Below are 17111 nucleotides of genomic sequence, written 5' to 3'. Positions count from 1 at the left end.
CTATATAACAGGGAACGAGCCGAAGTTGTTTAAAAAATTTCTTCGGACCGCAGTTTTACCGTTACCGGTTATTATTTTCCAGCTTATCCTCTGTCTTCTTCAGGCCCTGTTCGGTTTTATTAAGGGCTTTTTTTGTCGTGCGCTTGGTAGCCGTGCTAACTTTCTTGGCACCCTGCTTTACCTCCCGGCCAGTGGCCTTCGCTCCGCGTTCTACTTTATCACCTACCTCCGTAGACGTTTCCTTAATTTCCCGACCGGTATTGCGAGCGCCCTGCCCTATTTTTTCACCGGCGACTTTCGCAGTCCGCTTGGCCTGACGGCCCGTAGCCTTCGCACTTTCCTTTACCTCGTCCTGCGCGGAAGCTACTGTAAAAGAAGCCAGTAGCACAGCCGCCATTATAATTACCTTTTTCATTACCGTTGATTATATATACGTTTAAATCCAGCAGGTATAACCTGGTAGTCAACGGTTTGTTCACTCCTCAACAGCTTTTATTTTTCGTTAACGGCAATCCATTGTACTGCATCGGCTACTACGGCTCCGTCGGCCTGCTGGTTGGTGATCTCCACGTACGACTGCTGCCCCGCCGGCAGGGCAAACCGCCCAACTTTGACCCAGGTTCCGGAAGTCTGGCCTACCACCTGCACGGCATCGCGCTTCAGCACCACCGGCTGAGCTGTTTTACCGTTGCCAATCAGCAGCGTCGTCTGGGAACTGGCATCGGGCCGACGCGGCAGGTAGGTATAGACATCATACTGACCCGCTTTCGGCAGGGAGGGTGTAAACCGGACCGTCTTGGTTGTCTGGCCTTTGGTGTCATCAATAACCAGTGACCGCCCATAACCGCCCCGACTGTCCTTCTTCCAGTCGCCTGTAAGTGTTACCCGGCCAGCATCATCGTTATCTACGACTACATCGGGTGTGCTGCCATCGAGCAGCGGATTATCCCGCAGGATTTTCTGAAGAGCCGCTATGTTGACCCGCTGTACCGGCTGTTTCTGGTCGATGGCCAGACTGGCCGCTACAGCCGCCGACTGTCCCAGCACCATAAACACCGGCTCCATCCGGATAGAGCCATAGGCAATGTGGCTGGCCGACAGGCAGACCGGCACCAGGAGGTTTTTGCACTCGTCCTGCCTGGGCACCAGCGAGCGGTAGCTGATCGGGTAAGGCGGAAAGCCTCCTACCTCAACATTCCCTTCGTTCTTGACCATCTTCACGCCGTTTTTCTCAATCACGATCCGCTGGCAGTTGTGCGAATCCATGGTGTAAGCCGCCATACCCACGGCATCGTTCACTATGTCTTTGCCTTCGCAGTTGGCCTGCGTCATCACATACTCGCCAATCATGCGCCGGGCTTCCCGGACGTACATCTGGGGAGACCAATGGCCGTTGTCCGTATACTCGTCTTTTGGATAGCCCCAGCGGAGCATCTCTTTACGTAGATGCTCCGGCATGCGCGGGTCGTGCCCGATAAAGTATAGCAGCCCTTTCGTATACAACTCATGTTCTCGCTGAATCTGCGCCCGGCGGTCATAACTGGCCTCGGGATAGTCGTAGTTCATGCCGATCATGTCGGTCGAGAAGGGACCGTTGTTGTTGATGTCGGTCTTTTTATTGGGCATGAGGTCGAACTTCAGAAAGCCCCACAGATCTTTCGCAGGTTTCTTTTCCAGATAGCGCAGCAGCAGTTCGTACCTCGATGGGTCGTACCCTTCGGGCTGGGTGATGGGCAGCATATTGGTTGGATCACTGCTCAGACAGATGCGAAAATTATAAGCCTGCACCTTTTTGTCGCCGGCTCCCGTTGCGGCTACCTTCTCCGGGCTTATTCCCCACAGCAAACCACTCTCCGGCTTACCGGGCACCTTGTACGGGTCGATGCCATCAGGAAACTGATGTTTATCCAGCAGCTGAACCCCGTTCCAGGTTTCCTTGTACTGGCTGTTGGCTTCGCGGCCCACGGTATAGCTTACCCCCGCCCTGGCCAGCAGGTCGCCTTCGTAGGAGGCATCGATAAACATCTTTGCCCGTACGGCACGAACCGGGTGCACTACCGACGATAAGGGTGTCTCCAGTGTAATTTCCTCAATGGCCCCGTTTACCTTCTTCACCGACACAATCCGGTGGTTGAATACGACGGGCACATCGGCCCGCTTGATGTATTCTTTGAACAGCTTTTCGGCTACACTGGGCTCAAAAATCCACTGCTCAAAGTTACCATAATGTTTGCCAAGCCGCCGGTAATAATCCAGCGCCAGGCCGGAGATAGCGTATTTATTGCCGATGTCGGTATAGCCTAATCCACCGGTTGTCAGACCGCCCAAATGACGGCCCGGCTCAATCAGCAAAACGGTTTTGCCCATCTTTTTGGCGGCATAAGCGGCCATGACACCACCAGAGGAACCGCCGTAGACGCATACATCGACCGTACGAACTACGGGTTGAGCGATCAGGGGGCTGGTTAGCAGGAGTAGTGTAGCTGTGAAATAGATAAGGGACTTCATCGGAAAAAAGAAGGGTTATTACACAGAGATACACAAGGCTTTTTATTGCTGCAACTCTAAGCGTTGCCCGTCTTTGAGCAGTACGGCACGCAACTTTTCGTAAGGTAGTTGCTGCGGACTTACTTTGTTCTCAATTGCCAGCACAGCCGCCGTTGCCGCCGACTGCCCCAGAATCATGAACACCGGCTCCATGCGGATCGAGCCGTACGCAATGTGTGAACTGGATACGCAGACCGGCACCAGCAGGTTGCGACACTCCTGCTCCTTGGGCAGAATTGAGCCGTAAGCAATGGAGTACGGCCGGTCTGGGTGCACGCCGATATCGCCTTCGTTCTGCACGTAACCTTCTTTGGTCACGTACCGCTGGGCGTTATGGGCGTCCAGTGCGTAAGAGCCCATACCAACCGGGTTCGGCACGTTGGTTTTACCCAGCGCGTCGGCTTCTTTCATAACAAATACACCCAGCATACGCCGGGCTTCCCGGACGTAGATCTGATGCGGCCAGTTGCCGTTGTCGGTAAACTCATCTTTGGCCAGGCCCCACTTCTTCATCTCGGTCTGGACATCGGCCGGAATGCTGGGGTCGTTCTGCAAAAAGTACATCAGCCCTTTCTGGTAGCGTTCATGGTCTTTAATGATTGCTTTCCGGCGCTCGTAGGTAGCTTCCGGATAGTCGTAGTTCCTGCCTAAATAATCGGTACTAAACGGGCCGTGGTTGTTGGTGTCCGTTTTCCGGTTGGGGATCGGATCAAACTTGTTATAGGTTTCGCGCCAGCCGGAAGCAAATACCCGCGCCAGCAGTTCGTACCGGGCGGGGTTGTACCCTTCCGGTTTGGGGAACGGCACCCGGTTGTCGGGGTGGTTGCTTAGGCACATGCGAAAGCAGTAGGCCTGGATTTTGTTGTCGCCCATGCCTTTCTCCCCCGGTCCGGCCGCCGACACCTCCGGCAACAGGCCACTTTTTGGATCGCCGGGCACCTTATACGGGCTGATCTGCGCTTTAAAGAAATGGCCGTGGTGGCGGGCATCCGGCTGCACGCCATTCCAGGTTTCGCCGTAAACGCTGTTGGCCTCCCGACCTACATGGTACTTTACCCCGGCTGCCGCCATCAGGTCGCCTTCGTAGGTCGCGTCGATAAACATCTGCCCTTCGTAGACATTGCCGCTCAAGGTCCGGAACTGACGAATGGCTCCGTTGCGTTTCTGCACGCCGTTGGCGGAACGGTCGAGCCACTCGTCGCGGTAGACGGTAATCTGGTTTTCGCGGATAAAGTCTTCAAAAACTTTTTCGGCCGCGTGGGGCTCAAAGATCCACATGGTGCGGGCGTTGCCATCAATAGCTGGCGTCCCTTGCCCTTTGTTGCCGTATTCTTCTTTTTTCTGCCATTTCCAGGAGGCAGGCTGCTGGTAATGCTGATACAGCCGCTGATAAAACTCCCGCGATAGTCCGCCGATTACCTCCTTATTACCGGTGTCGGTAAAGCCCAGTCCACCGGACGACAACCCGCCCAGGTGCTTGTCGGGTGACACAACGATGACAGATTTACCCATCTTTTTAATCTGCACAGCTGCTGTGACCGCTGCCGAAGTTCCCCCGTAGATAATAACATCGGCCCGCCGAACCGCGGCCTGCTGAACCGCAGTGGGACGGTTAGGCACCGTGAAGCTTGTCAGTGTGGCCAAACCAGCGAGTATTAACAGAAAAGTATTTCTTCTCATAAGATCAATAAATAACGTTCGGCCGCCATCTGAGCAGGTATGTAGCGATCTGAATCAGAAAGCAGCCGAACGGTAAATTCTAATAACCAGGGTTTTGCGTCAACTGCGAATTCACATCGATTTCGCTTTGCGGAATCGGAAACAGCACATGATGGGCCGGTACCGTAATAGTCGGGTTCTGCGCTTTTATAGCGTTGATCAACCGGCCTGTACGCGCCAGATCATACCAGCGGTGCCCCTCAAAGGCCAGTTCAAGCCGTCGTTCCAGCAGCACGGCTTCCCGGAACTGATCCTTGGTCATATCAGCCAGATCGGCGAGACCCGCCCGTCTGCGCAGACGGTTGACAGCCGCATAGGCTTCCGGTGTGGGTCCGTTTAACTCATTAAGTGCCTCGGCGTACATCAACAGCACATCGGCGTAGCGGATAATTGGATAGTTATTGCTGCCTTCCCCGTTTGCGGTTGCCGACGGGTCCAGGTATTTATAGACGTAAGCAGGATAAACCACACTGGCCGGAGCCGCCGGCGTCGTGGTAGCGGAGTACATTTTTATAGTAACGTCACGACGCTTGTCTTCCGGGCGGTAAGCCTTGTAGAGGTTTTCAGTCACCGGATCGTCGCCGAAGCCGGCTACACCATTGACCCGGTCAAACGGCGGACGCATATACCCCTGCATCAGGCTACCTTCTCCGAAACCGCCACCCAGCGCCTGCATTTCAAATACAGCTTCTTTACCATTCTTGTTAGCAATCAGAAAGGCTTCTGAGAACGTAGCCCACAGATCATATACGCCAGAGTCAATTACCTCTTTAGCCTTAGCGGCCGCTTTAGCCCAGTCTTTCCGGGTCAGGTATACTTTTGACAGGAAAGCGGTGGCGGCTCCCTTAGTAGCCCGACCACGGTCTGCACCAGTATACGAGGGCGGTAACGCAGTTTCAGCCTCCGTAAAATCCTGAATTACCTGATTATACACTTCGTCGGCCGACGCCCGCGACACAGCCAGATCGTTCAGCGACGTCGTTTCTTTCAACATCAGGGGTACACCACCGAATAACCGAACCAGCGTAAAGTAATAGAAGCCCCGCATGAATTTAGCCTCGGCAATGTAACGCGCCTTCAGGGCTTCGTCCATGGCAATCGGCGGCACTCGTTCAATTACGGCGTTAGCCCGGTTGATACCCTGGTAGACTGTCGTCCACAAGGACTGAAACGTACTGGTAGCGGGGGTAAAGGTATGTTTGTCGAGGTCGTTTTTGGCCTGGTTTGCGGTGGAACGGCCTCCGCCCCACTCCGAATCATCGGTAGCCTGGTCCTGCAGAATCCACATGACCTGCCCGTACATATTCGAGCTGTTCAGTGGGTCATAGACGGTGCTAACGGCGGCTTTGGCATCATCGGCATTGCGATAGAAATTCTCGGGTGTAAAACTCGACTCCGGCGTTTGGTTCAGCACTTCGCAACCCGACATGGAGAAAGCGATTAATAAGCTTGTTATAACTATCTTTTTCATGATGTCGAAACGAGTTAGAAACCTACATTAAGGCCAAGCATCCAGGTCTTGGCAGCGGGATAACTGGCGTAATCAAAACCCTGGCTCCGGCTATCCTGCCCGAACCGGTTTACCTCCGGATCATAGCCTGAGTATTTCGTCCAGGTGGCAAAATTCTGCGCGGTGGCATACACCCTCAACGAAGCAATTTTTAAAGTATTCAGCACCGGTGCCGGCAGATTGTACGCCAGTTGCAGGTTCTTCAGCCGCAGGTATGAACCATCCTCAATCTGCCGTGTCGAAATGCGGTTGGCAGGCCGGGTGGTCGACGCCCGCGGAATATCGGTATTCGTATTCGTCGGAGTCCAGCGGTTGAGCATATCCCGGCTTTGATTATTGGTACCGTTCAGGTACTCCAGTTCAAAGCGGTTGGCGTTCAGGATCTGGTTGCCGTATACGCCCTGAAAGAAGGCAGTCAGTTCGAAGCCTTTGTAAGAGAACGTGTTGTTGATACCGCCCAAAAACTTAGGCTGGGCTCGCCCAATGATCGTGCGGTCATTATCGTCGATTCGTTTGTCGCCGTTCAGGTCCAGGTACTTGCGGTCACCTGGCTTTCGGGCCTGCGCATCGACCAACGCCACCAGTTCATCGGTAGACTGGTACAGGCCGTTGGTGACGTACCCATAGAATGACCCGAGCGGCTCACCAACCCGGATAATACCTGAGTTGATGTTTTGGGCAATGTTAGCCACCTGACCGGCGAAAATCTGCGGAGCCCCACCAATGTCGAGCACCTTGTTCCGGTTCAGGGCAAAATTCAGATCCGTGTTCCACTTGAATGCACCATCAATATTTCGGGACGAAATACTTAGCTCCAACCCTTTGTTCTCCACCCGGCCAAGGTTCTTAATCGCGCTCGAGAAGCCTGATGTACTCGGAATGGTCACGTTAAGGAGCAGGTCTTTTGTCCGTTTGAGGTACACATCAGCCGTTACTGTAATGCGGTTGTTGAGTAGTCCCAGGTCCAGTCCCAGATCAGCCTGCGCGGTGGTTTCCCAGGACAAATCCGGATTGGCAATCTGGCTGGGTCCAATGCCGGTCGACACCGCATTACCGAACACATAGTTCTGCGTACTGAGCAGCGAATAGGCCGGGTAGTTGCCGATACCATCCTGATTACCGGTCAGACCGTAAGTAGCCCGGAGTTTCAGGTCGCTGAGCACAGAAACATTTTTCAGAAAATCTTCTTCAGACACCCGCCAGGCTACCGCAGCCGACGGGAAGTACCCGAACCGCTTGTTGGCCCCGAATCGGGATGAACCATCGGCCCGGAACGAAGCTGTAATCAGGTATTTGTCGCGGTAACCGTAGTTGACCCGCGCCAAATACGACTCCAGCCCCCAGGTGCCAATACTGGATGAAGGCACCAGCGCGACAGAACCGGAACCGAGGTTACCCGTTCCCAGGTTATCATTGACGAAGTTACGGGAGGCCGCGGTATTAGCCTCGGTACGGTTAGCCTGTTGGGTGTACCCCAAGAGCGCCCCGATGCTATGTACTTCTCCGAAAGTCCTGTTGTACGTCAACAGGTTCTCGTTGAGCCACGTTGCCGATTGCCGGTTGGTCAGCGAAGCAACGCCCCCCTGGGCCAAACCGCTGGACACACTGCGGGGCAGGTAGGAGTCCTGTTTCTGCAGGATGGCATCCAGTCCAAGCAGCACCTTCAGGCTCAGGCCCTCCATGATCTGGTATTCTCCAAACACGTTTCCGAATATCCGGTACGCCGTGTTCAGGTTCCGGCTCTCGCGGGCCAGTGCCGCCGGATTATCAGCGGTGAAGTTCAGCGCCGGATGCGTAACCAGGTACGATCCGTCGGGATTATAGACGGGCAGAATCGGCGGAAACTGCAGCGCAGCCATGGTAACCAGCCCGGCACTGCCCAGATCACCGTCCGTACGCGACTGGTTGGTTTTGGTTCGGTTCACCGTCAGGCTGTTCCCGATCTTGATTTTGCCCGTCAGTTTCCGGTCCAGATTAAGCCGGAACGAATAGCGCTCAAAATCAGAGTTAGCCACAATGCCCTGCTGGTTAAAATAGCCACCGGCAATCGCATATTGTGTTCGTTCGTCACCGCCACTCATCGTCAGCTGGTAGTTCGAAATCGGAGCTGAGCGAAAAATCTCATTCTGCCAGTCGGTTCCTTCGCCAAAAGCCTCTACCTGCGCTGGGGTGTACACGGCAGCGCGGCCTTCGTTGGTGTTGGCATCATTAACAAACTGGGCGTACTCGCGGGCATTCAGCACCGGATATTTTCGGCGTACGTGCTGCACCCCGTAATACGTTTCTAAGTTAACCGTCGACCGGCCGGCCCTACCCCGCTTCGTGGTGATAATTACTACGCCATTGGCCCCGCGTGAGCCATAGATGGCCGTGGATGAGGCATCTTTTAGCACCGAAATAGACTCTATATCACTTGGGTTCAGCGTACTCAGGACGTTGAAACTCGATCCGCTGCCGGCATTGTCGTTCTTGAACGGAATCCCGTCAATGACGTAAAGCGGTTCATTGTCGCCCTGAATCGAGTTACCACCCCGGATGCGGATGGTCGTTGACCCACCGGGAGCGCCGGAGTTCTGCGTGATCTGTACCCCGGCGGCCCGCCCCTGCAGGGCCTGGTCGAGCGAGGTAACGGCTATTTTCCGGATTTCCTCGACCGGCACGGTTGAAACCGCTCCGGTCAGATCGCTTTTCTTCTGCGTACCGTAGCCAATAACGACCACCTCATTCAGCGAACGGGTATCGGCCGCCAGTTGCACATCCAGGGCCGACCGGCTACCGACGGTGATCTCCTGGCTGACGTATCCCACAAAGCTGAATACCAGTACGGCATTACGGTCTGGCACATTGATATCATAGCGGCCATTCGGATCGGTTGTGGTGCCTCGGGTAGTACCTTTCAGCACAACACTTACGCCCGGCAGCGCTTCACCGTTTTCGGCAGTTACCCGGCCCGCTACACGCACATCGGATACGGCTAACGTCAATTCCCGATCTATCAGCATGGGCGTAAGTACCGATTCCGCACCGTTGCTGGCCGACACGGGAATAGTGGCCGGAACAGTAAGCTGGCCAGTTCTCTTTGCCTCAGGCTTGGTGGCCACAATCAGGTAAGCGTCTGGCCGGAGCTTCCTGAAGTGCAGCCCCTGTGATTCCAGCAGGGCGTTCAGGTTTGTTTCCAGTTTAGCTTTCGGGTTGATCGTAACGGTTGTTGAGCGATCGCCTACGACGGTTTCTTCGAAGAGAATGTCAACCCCGTACTGATTCTTCAGCTCCAGCAGTACCTGCTTCAGCGATTGCGTTCTGGCAGGGCTTACTGATTCAAGGGCTCGCTTTTTGGGCTGGGCAAAGGCCAGCGTCTGTCCCGTTACAGCCGGCGGAAGACCCAGCAGCAGGCTGGTCGCCAACGCTAAGGGTAGTGATTTGTTCATTTTAACGTAAGGTTATAGATTGGTTACAGGCGTTGAGAGAACGATGGTTTTATGCTGGCGGTCGATCCGCAGATTGAGCAGTTGAGCCAGCGCTTCGAGCAGTTCATCGGGAGTCCGGGCGCGGAATGTCCCCGTCAGCGTACGGGTAGCTAACCGGTCATCGGCCAGCTTTATGGTAAACCCGTAGGTTTCGTTAAGCATGGTAACCACCTCCTGCAGGGGCGTATTGTCAAACTCGAACCGCTGCTCCCGCCAGGCGGCAAACTGCTTTGCGTCTTTGTGACTACCGCGCTTCAGCAGCCCTTGCTGATCCAGCGCCACCCAATCACCGGGTTTCATTACCAACTCGTGTTCCTGCCGGTCTGTAGCCTGATAGTGCAGTTTGACTTTTCCCCGGTTTAGCGCTACCTGTGTTCCCTGCGGACGGGTGGTTACGGAGAATTCGGTACCCAGTACCTCTACCTCAAGGTTACTAAGAGTCTGCACGACGAACCGCTGGCTGGATACTGTATGCTTCACGTCGAAGACGGCTTCACCCGACAGCTGTACCTGCCGGACCGATTCACCAAAGCCAAAGCGGGGTACCCGCAGGCTCGAGTGGCCGTTTAGCATTACGGCCGACCCATCGGGCAGTGTCAGCGCATACGTTTGTCCGTAGTCGGTGGCGTACGTTTTATACCAGAGGTAATCCTTCACGATAAAGCCGAGCAGCCCTAATACCAGCGCAAGGGTTGCCGCTATCTGCAGCCAGTTTCGTCCCCATAGCCTGCCAGCTGACTCTGGCTCAGACGACAATTCATCTCCTGAGGTTGAAAGTGGCAGCACCAGCCCATCCATCCGCTGGCGGAAGCGATCAACTGCCGTGTCTGTATCCGGTGCATATTGCGGCATCCGGCGCTCCCATTCCTCCAGCCAGTCAAAATACAGTTCCTGGTGATCCGGCTGCTTCAGCCAATCGGCAATCAGCTGTTTCTGAAGCGGAGTAGCCTGACCGGAGAAGTAGGTATATAGTAATTCTTTAGTAACTGTCATGACAGTGAAGTTCGTTAGGTCAACTGTAGATAAAAGGTTACCGGCCCTGGCAGAGGCTAATCAGCAACACCCAGCCTAGCAAATTTTTTTGCGTCAGCACCGTCCGGAGCGTAGCCAGTGCCCGAAGGAGATGATTTTCAACCGTTTTAGGCGCGAGATTCAGTTCGTCGGCTATTTCTTTCTGCTTTTTACCTTCAAAGCGACTTAGCAGGAGAACTTTTTGCCGTTGCGGAGGTAACTGGCTGATGGCTTCTTCCAGAGCAAAATAAAGCTCATCCTGAACCATCAGGCGGTCAGGCTGAGCCGCTTCGGCTTCAGGCCGGTCTGTATCGTCGGGTAAGGGTTCCTGGCGACTCAGATCCCACCGGATATAATTATACGCACGGTTACGGACCGCTCGGAAGAGGTATGAGCGAAACGAAATGGTTATCTGCCGGTGAAGTTCCTGGTTGTAGAAGGTGTAAAATACGTCGGCCACCAGATCTTCGGCAACTTGCCGGTTATGCACGAAGCGAATCGCATGGCTGCACAACGGCGCATAATACTGCCGGAACAGGAGTTCGCAGCCGCGCCGGGGATCCTGCCCGAACGCCTGTCGGATAAAAAATTCCCGGTCCTGCGTGACCCGGTCTGGCATGACGCGATCCGAATCGAGTCCGTCTAACGGCTCCGGTATCCCGGTGGCGTCCTCATTGGCAGCGGTTTCCTCCCGGTCTTTTGCCAGCCAGTGTACCGAGTCGCCGTGTCGGGCGGAGTGTCTTTGGTAAGCGTCAGCAGACATGTCGAAAGATTTGTAACAATCTAAAGACAAGTCTGCCTTATAAATCCACCACCAGCATCAAAAATAATTTACGGATTGTGAAGATATGTTGTTTCCTGAGATACCTGAGCTTTCTTCTCCTTGGTCTCACTACAGGTTCGCACCGTATCCAGCAGCATCACCAGCAGCAGGATCAGACCGATCAGCCGCAAAAACATACGGTCAAAATCCTTTCTTGGCAACTGCATCTTAACCGGTGCCGGGGGCTTTGATGTATTTTTACTGGTCAGATCGCCACCCGGTTCCACCAGCAGGTCCGGAACAGCAACGTTTACCTCGTTAGGGACCTGTTCGGCGATCCGTTCATTTTCGCTTAGTAATAAATCGCCGATCTGTGCTTTGGTCAGTTGCTTTTTTTCAATCTGGTTATGCAGAAAACTCAGTATGGTAGCGCCAACCAGGCCCATCAGTCCGGCGGCCGACGTATACATTACTCCGCTGGACGCTGAGGCCGTATTGATCAGCCCGCTTACCGGTGGCCCCACCAGGCTCTCCAGAAACTGGCGCCCCTGGTCGGTTACCTTCTGTCGGGCCTCATCATGCCCGGCTAAGTAGGAAAGATCAAACTGCTGAGACCAGGTTTTAGCCCAGTTGAATAGCTTGGTCAGGCCGTCCCCCTCCGCCCGGCTGGTCACTGCACCCGTTACGGACGGAATCAGCAGATCCAGTGCTTTACGAACGTTCTCCGGCTTTTCGTCGAGTCTCGGACTAAGTTTATTGATTACAGCACTGGTAAAAAGTGCCTTTATCGGCTCCAGGGTTGTTGTCGCCATAGTTCAGTGTTGTGTCGGCTTATGCGGCAGCGTAGCGAGATATGGAATGTAATCGGACAACCGGTTTTGCGGCCAACAGTTTTTATAGGTTATTTTATGGCATATTTATCCTAACCCCGGCCTCTACCGTCACGCTATGAAAGTCTCTGTCTTGCTCCTGCTATTTGTCCACTGCCTTTCTCCCGTATTCGCCCAGAACTGGTACAAGGGAAACCTGCATACGCACTCCCTATGGAGTGACGGCGACGACTACCCCGAAATGATTATGGGCTGGTACAAGGCCAATGGGTATCACTTCGTCGGGTTGTCGGACCATAACATTCTGCAGGAGGGCGAGAAATGGGTGAAGGTCGCCCGTCAGAAAGATCGCCGGCAGGTATTCGCCCGTTATCTGCAAACCTTCGGCCCCGACTGGGTCACTTACCGCCAGGGTCCCAACGACTCGCTGACGGTCCGGCTCAAAACCCTCAGCGAATACCGCAACCATTTTGAGGAACCGGGTAAGTTTCTGATTATGAAGAGCGAAGAGATGTCAACGGGCTTTCAGGGGAAACCCATTCACCTCAACGTCACGAATGTGCAGAACCTGATCCGTCCGCAACCCGGTAACAGCGTAGCCGAAGTGATGCAGAACAACATCGATCTGGTTGTTGCCCAACGGCGGCTGACGGGCCAACCCATGTTCCCGCACATCAACCACCCCAATTTCCATTATGCCATGACGGCCCAGGACCTGATGCAGCTCCGGCACGAGCGTTTTTTTGAGGTATTCAACGGCCACCCGCAGGTCAACAATTACGGTGACACTACCCACGACAGCACCGAAGTGATGTGGGATAAAATCAACCTCCATTTTCTACGGCAGGGTCGGCCACTCATGCACGGTCTGGCTACTGACGACAGCCACAATTATTCTTATTTCGGGCCGACCTATAGCAATTCCGGCCGGGCCTGGGTGATGGTCAATGCACCAACGCTGACACCAGAAGCCCTGATTGAGGCTTTGGAAGCTGGCCGTTTTTACGCTACTACCGGCGTAGAGCTAAAGCAGTTACCCCAGCGCGGCAACACGCTCACCGTTCGGGTCAAAGCCGCCCCCCAAACCCGTTACCGCATTCGGTTTATCGGCGTCCGGAAAGGGAAAGAACGGGCGGAGATCCTTCGGGAGGTAACGGATACAACGGCCCGTTACACCCTGACAGACGACGTCTGGATGGTTCGGGCCAGGATTATCTCCAATACGCCAAAGTTCAACCCGTTTATGCCGGGCGATGTCGAAATGGCCTGGACGCAGCCCATCAGCTGGCCCCAAGTGCCACAGACACTCGCGGATGTAACGCCCCTGCCGAATGCCCACGCGCATAACGACTACGAACAGTCCCGCCCCCTGTGGGATGCGTTGGACCACGGCTTCACCAGCGTTGAGGCCGATGTGCATCTGATTGGTGATACGCTGTACGTGGCCCATAACCGCCCTGCGTTCCGGAATCCGGCGGCAACGCTCGAAGCCATGTATCTGAAGCCTTTGGCCGAACGCATCCGGCAGAACGGCGGTCGGGTGCTCGCTGGCTACAATGGCCCTTTTTACCTGATGATCGACGCCAAAACTCAGTCTGACAGCACCTACCGAGCCATAGAAACCGTGCTGCAACGGTATCGACAGCTGTTAACTACCAGCAAAGGACCTGTCACGGTTGTGCTATCGGGTAACCGGCCGGGGCAAACCATTGCTAAAGCAAAGCAACGATTGCTAGGCATTGATGGCCGTCCCGCTGACCTGGGCAAAGGATACAGTGCAGCCCTGATGCCGATCGTGAGCGATGCCTACCAGAATCAATTATCCTGGCGTGGTCAGGGCGGTATGCCCGCCACTGAGTTCCAGAAATTGCGCCAACTTGCTGAACGCACCCATAAAGAAGGCAAGAAGCTAAGATTGTGGGCAAGTCCCGAAGACCCGGCCGTCTGGGCCAAACTCCGGGAAGCCGGTGTTGATTTCCTCAATACCGATCAGTTGGCGCTTGTGCGGGATTTCTTATTGCAGGGTAAGATAAAGTAGCGTTGTTTGCATTTAACAGTTGTTTGCTCATTTTTTGAGTAAGACCGTCGGTTCCCCTGCTTATTACGGGTGTCGGCTGAAACAGATTTGTTTCGCCGGTGTTTCAATCCAAACAGATCTTCTGAAATATTCCGCATCGCTTTACTCTAACAAATGAAAGGTTTTCTGCTTCCTTTACTGGCTGGTATTGGCCTCAGCGTGTCAGTCATTGCTCAGACAACACCAGTTCAGCCCCAGGATACGACGGTACCACAAATCAACCCATCAACGCAAATCACCTCAAAAGGGAAAATCAGCGGTACTATTACCGACGCTACCACCAGCAAACCGGTGGAGTTTGCCACGGTTGCCCTGCTTGACCCGGTCACCGGCAAGCCCATCGGCGGAACAAACTCCGATGAAAACGGCCGCTTTACCATCAACCAGGTAGCCTTTGGACAGTACCGCCTGATGATCAGCTTTGTCGGCTACGACAGCCGGGTTATCGACAACGTCTCTGTCAGCGTCGAGAAGCCGGAGGTAGCGCTGGGTTCGGTGGCCGTCCAGGCCAATACGCAAACGCTGACCGAAGTAGTAGTGACAGGGCAAAAGGCGCTGATTGAAGATAAGGAAGACCGGCTGGTGTACAATGCCGAGAAAGACCTGTCGAACACGGGCGGAACAGCCATTGACGTGATGAAGAAAGTGCCGATGCTAACCGTAGATCCCGACGGCACCATTACCCTCAAAGGCAGTACCAGCATCAAAGTCCTGATCAACAACAAGCCGTCGAGCATCATGGCCCGCAGTATCAACGAAGCCCTGCAGATGATTCCGGCGGAGGTGATCAAGTCGGTAGAGGTTATTACGGCCCCCTCGGCCAAGTACGACGCCGAAGGCACGGCGGGCGTTATCAACATTATCACCAAAAATCAGCTGCAGGGGCTAACGGGCGGGGTCAACACATCGGTGGGCAGCCGGTCGCGTAACCTCAGCGGCAACGTCAATTACAAACGGGGTAAACTGAGCATCGCCAGCTACGGCGGGGGTAATCGTAACAACTACTTCGGCGGCTCGGAGTCGGTGCGGCAAAACCTGCGCGAAGGACAGGTCATCAGCACCGTCGAGCAGAACAACCAGTACCGCAACCGGGGGTACTCAGGGTTTGGTTCGGTAAATATCGATTACGACCTGGACTCGACCAATCGCATCGGGATTGATGCATCCTTTGGGGGTGACGGCCGCAATACCTTCTCGACGCGGGATACGCGGGTTGCGTCGGCCAATCCGCAGGAGTTTCGCCGGTACAACAACAGCGAGAACGATAACTCGCATATGGACGTCAACTTCAATTACACGAAGACGTTCAAACGCCCGGAGCAGGAGTACACCTTTCTGGCCCAGTACAACCGCAACGATAACCACAGCAATTATAACCTGACTCAGTACCCGCTGCCCGAAAGCGAAGTGATCAACTACCGGGAGCGCAATACCAACGATAATGCGCAAAATGAGCTGACCATCCAGACGGACTATACCCATTCGTTCTCGACCGAAACCCGGCGTCTGCTGGAGGTAGGTATGAAAGCGATCCGCCGGGACGTATCCAGTAACTACCAGTTGGAAAACTCGCCCGACGGCAGTCTGAACTTTCAGGATGATCCCAGCCGCGCCAACATCTTCGAATACCAGCAGCTAGTGTGGTCGTCGTATGCATCGTTCCGAATGCGGACCGCCAGAAAGTGGGGTTTCAACCTGGGTGGGCGGTTTGAGTTGACCGACATTGACGCCAACTTTATCTCTACCCAGACAAAATTCGCCGACAGCTACCAGAATTTTCTGCCGAACGTAACAGTGTTTAAACGGTTTAGTGACAGTCAGCGGTTACGTCTGAATTACAGTCAGCGGATTCAGCGCCCCTCTATCTTTTTCCTGAACCCGTATGTCAATTACTCGGACCCCAAAAACATATCGTCGGGTAACCCCTATCTGGACCCGGAACTGGCGCACTCGGTGGAGTTGACCTATAGCACCTATACCGACAAAGGCTCTTCGTTCAACGCGATGGTGTTCAGCCGGCAAACCAACAATGCCATCGAGCGGGTTACATCGGTCGATACCAGTGGCGTATCGAGCAGCACCTTCCGCAACATTGCCCAGAATGCGACCTACGGACTAACGCTGTTCGGCTCCGTCCGTCCTGTGAAGCAGTGGAACATCAACAGCTCGGTGGGCATCAACTACAACCTGCTGAACAGCCCGGCGCTGCAAGTCGAGAACGAGAATATCAGCTACCGCTTCAACCTGAACACCTCGCTGCAGTTGCCGAATCACTTCAGTTTACAGGCCAACGGCTCGTTCAACTCGCGACGGATTCAGTTGCAGGGGCAGTCGTCGAGTTTTTACTATTACGGCTTCTCGGCGCGCAAGGAGTTCAAGAAGCAGAACGTTACGGCCACCGCTAATTTCGAAAACCCATTCCGGCGCTACAACGTCATCGAGAACGAGTTCCGGACCAATACCTTCGTGACCGACGCAACCAACTACAACGTCATCCGCAACATCCGGCTGTCGGTCAACTGGCGGTTCGGCAAAATGAGTACCACGCCCGACCGCAACCGGAAGAAGATAGCCAACGACGACGGCAAGCAGAGTTAACGCCAACAGGACAATAATGTCCAGCTCAATTCAGCAGAACGTTTGGTTTTACGTCAAACTAGTAGTTTAAGTCTTTCATGAGAGGTCCAGCCGACATCAATTAATAAAGGACAGCTAAGCGACGATCATCCGGGATACGGCTTCGGGCTGACGGCGGTAGAAGATTTATAATAAAGGTAACCTGTACAGCCGCGAGGTATGACAGGGTGTTATACCTCGCGGCTTTTTTGTGTCTTAGTCCCCGATTAGTTGGACAGATTTTCTAAAATAGTTGAGTCGCATTGACCTGCTTTTTCCCACTTGTTTTGTGGGGTGATGAAACCCAATGACCGGTGACGTCTTTCATTTATAGTGATTAAAAAATCGTTTCAGTGTTTCCTTGGCTTCATAATAGCTGTCAAACTCATGCCGCTGCATCACGATTTGCTCCAATATGCTGTGAAATGCCTCAATGTAGGAGTTCTCCTCTGGGGTGGCCACATGGGTAAACTCTTGCTTGACCTCCGAGGTCTTCAAAAATTGGCGGACCCGATGGGCAATGAACTGACTGCCGTTGTCATTCCGCAGGATGATCCCTTTCAGTTCATGT

11 protein-coding genes are annotated in these 17111 nt (G+C 54.2%); 2 read left to right on the top strand and 9 right to left on the bottom strand.

From position 1 onward, the window contains the following. Window positions 1–61: 61 nt before the first annotated feature. The 8 genes from ABD949_RS08105 to ABD949_RS08070 form a co-directional block, all read right to left on the bottom strand. Window positions 62–415 (bottom strand): hypothetical protein, encoded by a 354-nt coding sequence (locus ABD949_RS08105; RefSeq protein ID WP_345242367.1) that lies wholly within the window; start codon window positions 413–415, stop codon window positions 62–64. 77 nt (window positions 416–492) lie between these two features. Next, window positions 493–2508, bottom strand: a complete 2016-nt coding sequence (locus ABD949_RS08100) for an FAD-dependent oxidoreductase (protein WP_345242366.1) — start codon at window positions 2506–2508, stop codon at window positions 493–495. Between the two features lie 42 nt (window positions 2509–2550). After that, window positions 2551–4227: an FAD-dependent oxidoreductase gene (locus ABD949_RS08095; RefSeq protein WP_345242365.1), complete on the bottom strand. Its 1677-nt coding sequence runs from the start codon at window positions 4225–4227 to the stop codon at window positions 2551–2553. A 79-nt stretch (window positions 4228–4306) separates the two neighbouring features. Next, window positions 4307–5737: a RagB/SusD family nutrient uptake outer membrane protein gene (locus ABD949_RS08090; RefSeq protein ID WP_345242364.1), complete on the bottom strand. Its 1431-nt coding sequence runs from the start codon at window positions 5735–5737 to the stop codon at window positions 4307–4309. A 14-nt stretch (window positions 5738–5751) separates the two neighbouring features. Further along, the gene (locus tag ABD949_RS08085) at window positions 5752–9204 is read right to left on the bottom strand and encodes a SusC/RagA family TonB-linked outer membrane protein (protein ID WP_345242363.1); all 3453 of its coding nucleotides are present in this window, start codon (window positions 9202–9204) and stop codon (window positions 5752–5754) included. A 12-nt stretch (window positions 9205–9216) separates the two neighbouring features. After that, a complete protein-coding gene (locus ABD949_RS08080) occupies window positions 9217–10236 on the bottom strand; it encodes a FecR family protein (RefSeq protein WP_345242361.1) in 1020 nt (339 codons plus the stop codon). Between the two features lie 37 nt (window positions 10237–10273). Continuing rightward, window positions 10274–11017, bottom strand: coding sequence for an RNA polymerase sigma-70 factor (locus ABD949_RS08075; protein WP_345242359.1), 744 nt, complete (start codon window positions 11015–11017; stop codon window positions 10274–10276). Window positions 11018–11085: 68 nt separating this feature from the next. Next, window positions 11086–11829, bottom strand: coding sequence for a DUF937 domain-containing protein (locus ABD949_RS08070; protein WP_345242358.1), 744 nt, complete (start codon window positions 11827–11829; stop codon window positions 11086–11088). A 136-nt stretch (window positions 11830–11965) separates the two neighbouring features. Here ABD949_RS08070 and ABD949_RS08065 point away from each other — a divergent pair, with 136 nt between their 5' ends. Then, window positions 11966–13885, top strand: coding sequence for a histidinol-phosphatase (locus tag ABD949_RS08065; RefSeq protein WP_345242356.1), 1920 nt, complete (start codon window positions 11966–11968; stop codon window positions 13883–13885). A 153-nt stretch (window positions 13886–14038) separates the two neighbouring features. After that, the gene (locus ABD949_RS08060) at window positions 14039–16522 is read left to right on the top strand and encodes a TonB-dependent receptor (protein ID WP_345242354.1); all 2484 of its coding nucleotides are present in this window, start codon (window positions 14039–14041) and stop codon (window positions 16520–16522) included. A gap of 342 nt (window positions 16523–16864) precedes the next feature. On the opposite strand, the gene ABD949_RS08055 is transcribed toward ABD949_RS08060, so the two are convergent. After that, a partial coding sequence (locus ABD949_RS08055; protein WP_345242351.1) for an integrase core domain-containing protein occupies window positions 16865–17111 on the bottom strand: 247 nt, incomplete at its 5' end.

Source organism: Nibrella saemangeumensis (assembly GCF_039541915.1).
Taxonomy (GTDB): Bacteria; Bacteroidota; Bacteroidia; order Cytophagales; family Spirosomataceae; genus Nibrella; species Nibrella saemangeumensis.
Note: the sequence above shows the minus strand (reverse complement) of the source record. Positions and strands in the feature narration are given on the sequence as shown.

What these genes read in the sequence shown, in the direction of transcription:
- ABD949_RS08090 (WP_345242364.1), bottom strand. Translation starts at nt 5,737, where the DNA reads ATGAAAAAGATAGTTATAACAAGCTTATTAATCGCTTTCTCCATGTCG.
- ABD949_RS08105 (WP_345242367.1), bottom strand. Translation starts at nt 415, where the DNA reads ATGAAAAAGGTAATTATAATGGCGGCTGTGCTACTGGCTTCTTTTACA.
- ABD949_RS08065 (WP_345242356.1), top strand. Translation starts at nt 11,966, where the DNA reads ATGAAAGTCTCTGTCTTGCTCCTGCTATTTGTCCACTGCCTTTCTCCC.
- ABD949_RS08100 (WP_345242366.1), bottom strand. Translation starts at nt 2,508, where the DNA reads ATGAAGTCCCTTATCTATTTCACAGCTACACTACTCCTGCTAACCAGC.
- ABD949_RS08080 (WP_345242361.1), bottom strand. Translation starts at nt 10,236, where the DNA reads ATGACAGTTACTAAAGAATTACTATATACCTACTTCTCCGGTCAGGCT.
- ABD949_RS08085 (WP_345242363.1), bottom strand. Translation starts at nt 9,204, where the DNA reads ATGAACAAATCACTACCCTTAGCGTTGGCGACCAGCCTGCTGCTGGGT.
- ABD949_RS08070 (WP_345242358.1), bottom strand. Translation starts at nt 11,829, where the DNA reads ATGGCGACAACAACCCTGGAGCCGATAAAGGCACTTTTTACCAGTGCT.
- ABD949_RS08075 (WP_345242359.1), bottom strand. Translation starts at nt 11,017, where the DNA reads ATGTCTGCTGACGCTTACCAAAGACACTCCGCCCGACACGGCGACTCG.
- ABD949_RS08095 (WP_345242365.1), bottom strand. Translation starts at nt 4,227, where the DNA reads ATGAGAAGAAATACTTTTCTGTTAATACTCGCTGGTTTGGCCACACTG.
- ABD949_RS08060 (WP_345242354.1), top strand. Translation starts at nt 14,039, where the DNA reads ATGAAAGGTTTTCTGCTTCCTTTACTGGCTGGTATTGGCCTCAGCGTG.